The sequence below is a fragment of the Streptomyces sp. 8N114 genome (genome assembly GCF_052245835.1).
In the GTDB taxonomy this organism is placed as follows: domain Bacteria; phylum Actinomycetota; class Actinomycetes; order Streptomycetales; family Streptomycetaceae; genus Streptomyces.
This window is the reverse complement of record NZ_JBQQBT010000020.1, coordinates 118282-125023: the sequence shown is the minus strand read 5'-3', so window position 1 is coordinate 125023 and position 6742 is coordinate 118282. Positions and strand designations below refer to the sequence as shown.

Annotated in this window: 7 protein-coding genes; 2 read left to right on the top strand and 5 right to left on the bottom strand. The window is 69.8% G+C overall.

The features are described 5' to 3' along the window. Positions 1 to 353: 353 nt before the first annotated feature. Both ACTWQF_RS29345 and ACTWQF_RS29340 read left to right on the top strand, forming a co-directional pair. Positions 354 to 1046 carry an HAD family hydrolase gene (locus tag ACTWQF_RS29345; RefSeq protein ID WP_443282734.1) on the top strand — a complete coding sequence of 231 codons (693 nt, stop codon included), beginning with the start codon at positions 354 to 356 and terminating at the stop codon, positions 1044 to 1046. A 34-nt stretch (positions 1047 to 1080) separates the two neighbouring features. Next, complete coding sequence (locus ACTWQF_RS29340) at positions 1081 to 1530, top strand: NUDIX domain-containing protein (RefSeq protein WP_443282732.1); 450 nt, start codon at positions 1081 to 1083, stop codon at positions 1528 to 1530. Between the two features lie 130 nt (positions 1531 to 1660). Here ACTWQF_RS29340 and phzG read toward each other — a convergent pair whose 3' ends face one another. From phzG to ACTWQF_RS29315, 5 genes are all read right to left on the bottom strand, one after another. After that, positions 1661 to 2305 carry a phenazine biosynthesis FMN-dependent oxidase PhzG gene (gene phzG / locus ACTWQF_RS29335; protein ID WP_443282730.1) on the bottom strand — a complete coding sequence of 215 codons (645 nt, stop codon included), beginning with the start codon at positions 2303 to 2305 and terminating at the stop codon, positions 1661 to 1663. Positions 2306 to 2349: 44 nt separating this feature from the next. Then, positions 2350 to 3228 carry a PhzF family phenazine biosynthesis protein gene (locus tag ACTWQF_RS29330; RefSeq protein ID WP_443282729.1) on the bottom strand — a complete coding sequence of 293 codons (879 nt, stop codon included), beginning with the start codon at positions 3226 to 3228 and terminating at the stop codon, positions 2350 to 2352. Between the two features lie 83 nt (positions 3229 to 3311). After that, positions 3312 to 5258, bottom strand: a complete 1947-nt coding sequence (locus ACTWQF_RS29325) for an anthranilate synthase family protein (protein ID WP_443282728.1) — start codon at positions 5256 to 5258, stop codon at positions 3312 to 3314. Then, complete coding sequence (locus ACTWQF_RS29320) at positions 5255 to 5890, bottom strand: isochorismatase family protein (protein WP_443282727.1); 636 nt, start codon at positions 5888 to 5890, stop codon at positions 5255 to 5257. Before ACTWQF_RS29320 ends, ACTWQF_RS29325 begins: the two co-directional genes overlap by 4 nt. Positions 5891 to 5983: 93 nt before the next feature. Next, positions 5984 to 6487 carry a PhzA/PhzB family protein gene (locus ACTWQF_RS29315; protein ID WP_443282726.1) on the bottom strand — a complete coding sequence of 168 codons (504 nt, stop codon included), beginning with the start codon at positions 6485 to 6487 and terminating at the stop codon, positions 5984 to 5986. Positions 6488 to 6742 lie beyond the last annotated feature (255 nt).

Here is a 6742-nt window from a genome sequence, read left to right as displayed (position 1 = left end):
CACTGGTGATCGTCCGCCAGTACATCGAGCAGCAAAAACGTCCGCTCCAACGTGCACGTCAGAGCAGCCTTGAGACGCATTCATCCCCGGCGTGAACGCCGGGGCTTTCTGCAAGAGTCCCGGTAACCCTGCACCTGAGCCGACAAAGCTGACCACGTCCGCTTCCTCCAGCGGCCGGGGGCCGCTGCCGGCCATCCCCGGGTACGGGGCGGCTGTCGGGGCGTTCGCGTTCCATACGGAGAGCGTCGTCGGATGAGAGAGGTCGAGGGCCGCAGCCTCGGGAAAAGCCGTGGTGGACGGGCGTCCGGAGTGGCTACAGTTCGATTCGTCCGCGCGAGGTTCCGGAGGTCAGTTTGCGGCGCAACGGTCAGGTGCTCGTCTTCGACGCGGACGACACGCTGTGGGAGAACAACGTGCTCTTCGAGCGGGTCATCGCCGACTTCCTGGACTGGCTGGAGCATCCCACCCTCGACAAGTACCAACTGCGCGCCGTACTCGACGACATCCAGAAGGCCAACGCCGTCGCTCACGGCTACGGCACCCAGATGCTGCTACGCAGCCTCGCGGATTGCGTGGAGCGTCTGCGCCACCGCCCGGCTACGGCCGATGAGAGCGACGCGATAAGGCGGTTGGCAGCGGTGCTGACCGACCAGCAGGTGGAGCTGATCCCCGGAGTGGCTGAGACCCTTGCGGCGCTCGGTGACCGGCACGAGCTGCTGATGCTCACCAAGGGAGACCCGGACGAGCAGCGGCGTAAGATCGACGCCTCCCGGCTCGCCCACCGTTTCCGGGCGATCGAGATCGTCCGGGAGAAGGACGACGAGACGTACCGCACCTTCCTCAAGGCCCACGCCCTCACGCCCGCCGCGTGCTGGATGATCGGAAATTCGCCGAAGTCGGATATCCTCCCGGCCCGGCGCGCGGGGATGAACGCAGTGTTCATACCCAACGACCACACCTGGGCCCTGGAACACGGCGAACTCGACCCCGGTGACGAGCGGGTGCTGCGGCTGCGGAGCTTCCGCAAGTTGCAGGACCACTTCTAGGCCCTGGACAGCGGCGGAAAGAGAGCGGCAACACATGACCGGCACACCGTCCGAACGCCCTCGCGACCGGGCGCTGACGGCCCCTACCGTCTCCTGCGTCTTCGTCTGCCACGACGGAGCAGGCCGGATCCTGCTGGCCCGTCGCAGTGCGGGCGCGCGGGACGAGCCGGGGAGGTGGGACACCGGGGCCGGTGCCCTCGAACACGGCGAGACGTTCGAGGAGGCCGTGCGGCGGGAGGTACGCGAGGAGTATGCCGCGGAAGCCCTGGCGATCGAGACCCTCGGCGTCCGCAACATCCTGCGTGGCACCCCCGTCTCCCACTGGGTCGCGGTCGTCTTCGCCGTCGAGGTGGACCCCGCCCAGGTCGCCATCGGCGAGCCCTACAAGTTCGACGCGCTCGACTGGTTCGCACCGGACCGGCTGCCGCGGCCCCAGCACTCGCAGCTCGCCGAGACTCTCGCCCTGCTTCCCACCCGCCTCTGACGGCAGTGATGCGCGATCAGAGGGCAGCGGATGGCTTCAGGCGTCGTGCGGGAGATGGGAAGTGGCCGGTTCCGCCTCGCGGACGACCTTTTCCGGACTGACGCCCTGCATCACCAGGCACAGTGAAGCATCACGGCTGCAGGCGGACCGCGGTCCAGCCTTCCGCTGTGCGGTCGTAGCGCAGCCGTTCGTGCAGGCGGGACGTGCCGTTCGCCCAGAACTCGACGGATTCCGGGACGAGTTCGAGGCCGATGTACGCGGCGGGGCGTGGCTGGGGGCCCTGCGCGCTGATCGTCTCGGCGCGGGCCCGCAGCCGGGCCACGTCCCCCATGTCGCCAAGAGGCTCACTCTGGCGGGAGGAGACGGTCATGGCGTGGGTGAAGACCGGGCGGGCGGCCCACAGTGCGTCGGACTCGGCGTCGGACAGCCGGCGGACGGGGCCGCCCAGGCTGATCTGCTGACCGGTCTCGCGCCAGTACAGCAGGCCGGAGGCCCAGGGGTTGACGCGGAGTTCGCGGCTCTTGCGGCTGCCGTCGTGGGTGGCGATGACGATGCCGGTCTCGGTGACCCGGTTCAGTACGACGGTCCGCAGGGAGGCGCGGCCCGCGGCGTCCGCGGTGGCCAGGGCCAGGGCCCGCGGTTCGCGTACGCCGTGTGCCTCAGCCGACTCCAGCCAGCGGCGCAGGAGCCCCAGTGGCTGGTCGGGCGGCGAGATGTACTCGGGAAAGGTGACGTCGATCGCCGCGGTCAGGGTTTCGGACCTGCCAGTGTCCATGCCGTCCTTCTTTCATGTCATGCCGTGCGGCCGTCGTGCGGAGGTCATACGTGCAGGCTGCCCTCCGCCACCAGCACCCCGGCACCGCCCACTTCCACCGCGTCGACGGAGTCCGCGGTCCCTTCGGCCCGGGCGAGCATCAGTGACGGACGGCCCATTTCGACGCCCTGAGTGATCCGGACCTGCCGGCCGTGCGGGGCGAGGCCGTGCCGGGCGAGATGGACGGCCAACGGGCCCGCGGCGGACCCGGTGGCGGCGTCCTCGGTCACGCCGTAGGCGGGGGAGAACATCCGGGTGCGCCAGCAGCTCCCGCCCTCCTGGCCCGGCGGGGCGTGGGCGTCGTCCGCGTCGAGGTCAGGGGCGAAACAGTTGGTGGCCAGGTCCTCGAAGTCGGCCAGAGCACGGTGGTCGGGACGGAGAGCGGACAGCGCGCTGACGTTCTCCAGACCGACGAAGACATGACGGGGACCGTTGCGATAGATCTCCACAGGCAGCGTGGACTTCTCCACACCGATCGCGGCCAGTAGTTCTTCGGCGCGCTCGAACGGGCGCCAGGTGGGAACCGGCTGACGCATACGGGCGGCGACCGTCCGGCCCCGCTCCCTGACGAGGTCGAACGGGACGACTCCCATGGCCGTCTCCAGACGCAAGTCGTCTCGCGAGCTGCGTGCGCCCAGGGCGATGGCTGTGCCCAGCAACGGGTGCCCGGCGAAGGGCAACTCGTTGACGGGGGTGAAAATGCGAATCCGGGCGTCGCCGCCTTGCCGAGGCGTGAGAACGAAGGTGGTCTCCGACAGGTTCATCTCCCGGGCGATGCGCTGCATCGTGCGCGCTGACAGGTCGTCGCTGCCGAAGAACACGGCCACGGGGTTGCCGAGCAGCGGCTCGTCGGCGAACGCGTCCACGACTACGTACGCGTGCATCGGGGCCTCCAAGCGGGGTGGGTGGAGCGGAGTACGGCGGGTCGGCGCCGTCACAGGGCGGGGTGGGGGCCGGGAGCCAGGGGTCACCGTCCCAGTGCGGCCTGGAGGGCCTGGCCCACGATGCGTGGGCCGTTCTGGGTGAGGACCGACTCGGCGTGGAACTGCATCGACGCGAAATGCGGTCCGCGCAGCGCGTGGATCTCATGCGTCTCCGGATCCCGGGCCGCCTCCACCACGCCCACGCCGCCGACATCTGTCTTGTCGTGCTGGGCGTGGGCGGCGAACGTGTTGTAGAAGCCGACGCGCTCGCGGACGCCGAACAGGTCGATTTCCCGCTGCACGCCCTGGTTTGGGGCGTCCCGGCGGAACAGCGGGAATCCGAGTCGCCGGCAGAGGGCCTGATGGCTCAGGCAGACGGCGACGAACGGACGCTGCCGCTCGAGCAAGGTGCCGATCGCGGTATGGAGACGGGTCATCCTGGGACAGGAAAGGTCCCGGGGGTCGCCGGGGCCCGGTCCCATCACGACCAGATCGCAGGTGTCGAACTCGATGTCCTCGTCGTACCGGCGGAGCGTGACGCGCAGGCCGAGAGAGCGCAACTGGATGGCGATCATCGCCGTGAAGGTGTCCTCCATGTCGACGACCAGGACGCTGCGGCCGACCAGGCCGGCAGCGCTGGCAGCGCCCGGAGTGCCCGCAACATCGGGAGTACCGCAGGGGCCCCGCGGGTGTGGTCGGGGCGCCGGTGCCGAGGTGGGCGCCGTCTCGTCGAGCCAGAAGTCCGCGAGCTGCTCGTTGCGCCGGGCGAGAGCGCCGCGGACGCTCGGGTGCGCGGCGAAGGAGCGGGACCGGCCGGACTCCAGCGCCGCGATCAGCCCTGCCGCCTTGGCGCGGGTCTCGGCTGCCTCGGACGCCGGGTCCGAGTGGCGTACGAGGGTGGCACCGACGCCGATGCGGACCTCCCCGGCGGCGTCGATGTCGGCGGTCCGGATGAGGATCGCGGAGTCCAGCGTCCTGCCGCCGCGCGCGTCCCGGCCGATGAGGGCCGCGACACCGCTGTAGTAGCCGCGGCCCTGCTGCTCGTACTGAGAGATGACCCGGGCCGCGCTCTCCAGGGGACTTCCGGTCACGGTCGGCGCGAACAGCGTCTCGCGCAAGATCTCGCGAACGCCCCGCCCGGTGTGCCCTTCGACGAAGTACTCGGTGTGGGCCAGCCGAGCCATCTCCTTCAGATACGGCCCGGCCAGGCGGCCGCCCCGTTCGCAGATCCGCGCCATCATCTTCAGCTCTTCGTCCACGACCATGTACAGCTCCTCGGCCTCCTTGCGGTCGGCCAGGAAGTCCAGGACACCGGCGAGTTCCGGACCGGTGGGCGGATAGCGGTAAGTGCCGCTGATCGGGTTCATCACCGCTGTGCCGTCCCGCAGACTGATGTGCCGCTCCGGGCTGGAGCCCACCAGCGTGCGCTCCCCGGTGTGCACCAGGAACGTCCAGTAGGCCCCGGACTCGCTCTCCAGGAGACGCCGGAAGAAGGCGAGCGCGCGGTCGGTGGAGTAGTCGGTGATGTCGGCGACGAAGTCGCGCTTGATGACGAAGTTGGCACCCTCGCCGCGGCCGATCACGTCCGCGACGACGTGGCGCACCGTGTGCGCGTACTCCGTATCCCCCGGGACGAAGCGCCGGTTGACGAGCGTGGTCCTGGCGCGCGGCAGACGGGGCAGCGCCTCGGCGAGCGGGAGCGTCTCCTGGCCCGTGACCGTGAGCGTGACGAGCGGCGTGGCGTCGTCGACGCAGGCGTAGCCGCGTTCGGTGATCTGGCGGTAGGGAATGAGGACGAGGGCCTCGTGGTGGTTTCCCTCGATTTCCGGGTCGGGGGGTTCCGGGAGCGGTATTCGCGCCAGCGTCGGAGGGGTGGAGACCGGCCCGACGAGAACCTCCAGGTGGTCGGGGCCGGTGAGGGGCGCGCGGTGGAGGAGGGCGAATGGCGTGGACGGGTCGCTGAGCACCCGCTCGAGCAGCCCCCCGCTCACGGCGAGACCTCGGCGAGAAGCTGTTCGGCGGAGACGACCATGGCGCAGCGCTCCGCCGCATAGGTGAGGGCCATCCGGTGGCGGTCCTGCGAGAAGTCGGCGACGGCATCGGCGACCAGAAACGTCCGGATGTCGTTCGCGTACGCCTCCAACGCGGTCGCCAGCACGCCCACGTGCGCGTACACACCGCACAGAATGAGCTGGTCACGGCCTGTCTCGCGCATACGCCGCAGCAGGGGTGAGCGGAAGAAGGCGCTGTAGCGCCATTTGGTGAGCAGCCAGTCGCCCTCGGCGGGGGCCAGTTCGTCGGCCACCTGTCGGTCGTCGGCCGACGCGCGCATCCCTGGCCCCCAGAAGTCCATGAGCAGCCCGCGGTCCCGGGCGCTCATCCCGCCGGGTTGGGTGGTGTAGGCGACGGGAATGCCGCGTGCGGCGCAGCGTTCGCGTAACCGTGTGACGTTGCCGAGGAGCTCCGCGCGCACGGTGGCGGGGAACGGCGCGAGGAAGTACCGCTGCATGTCATGGATGAGCAGTACCGCCTGGTTCGGGTCCACGGTCCACTCGGCCGTGTTGGCCGGCAGCTCGCCGGGGGCGGGAAGGGGGTAGGACTCGATGGGCGGGATACCTGGCATGGGCGCAGGTGCCTTTCTGTCTTGCCGTGCAACTCACCGCGGCTGCCGGGTTGTCGCGCCGGCCCGGCGTCGCCCGCCATGGGCCTGCGGGGATCAGGTGGGGATGCCGTCGCGGCGGACCGTCGGCACCGGGATCCCGAGCGCGCGCAGCTGCTCGAACGGGTTCATGAACTCCCGGTTCTGCCGGATCTTCCCGTCCTCGTCGAAGCGGAACGAGTGGAGGAAGTGGTTCTCGTAGTAACCCTCGGGGTAGCCCGGGAAGTTGATCTTCCCGTGTCCGTCGCACTCGACCCAGAAGAAGCACGGGTCCTGCGTCTCGAAGACCTGGATGTTGTACCACTCCCAGTCCGGGAAGCATTTCAGCGACCAGACCGCGTGCTCGGCCAGGCGCTCGCGGCCCTTGATCTCGATCGGAGCGCCGGTGTCGTTGGTCCACAGGCCGCCGCTGCCGTCCTCGGCGAACAGCTCGTGCCGGCGCAGCCGGTTCGGGCCCTTGGTGTACTCCAGGTACTTCTCGACCGTGGCGCGGTTGGCGCGGCGCTGCTCAGCGGCGTCGGCGAAGCCCTGTGCCGCGGTACGGGCGGATGCGTCGGCCATGGGAAGCCTCCTTGCGGGCGGGAGAGTGCGGAAGCTGGTACGGAGCGGGCCGATCGTCCACGAACGGACTCGGCAGCGACTTGACGTGGGCATGATGAATAGTCAACGCCGACTCGCCACCCCGCTGCGCCGTCCTTCGTACGCTCCTCGGCCATCACCACCTTCATGCGCTCCTCGACCACCGCACGATCAGCACACCGCAGCCTGATCCGCACCGCGCGAAGGCGGTCGCGACGCTTTCGGCAGGACGAGAAC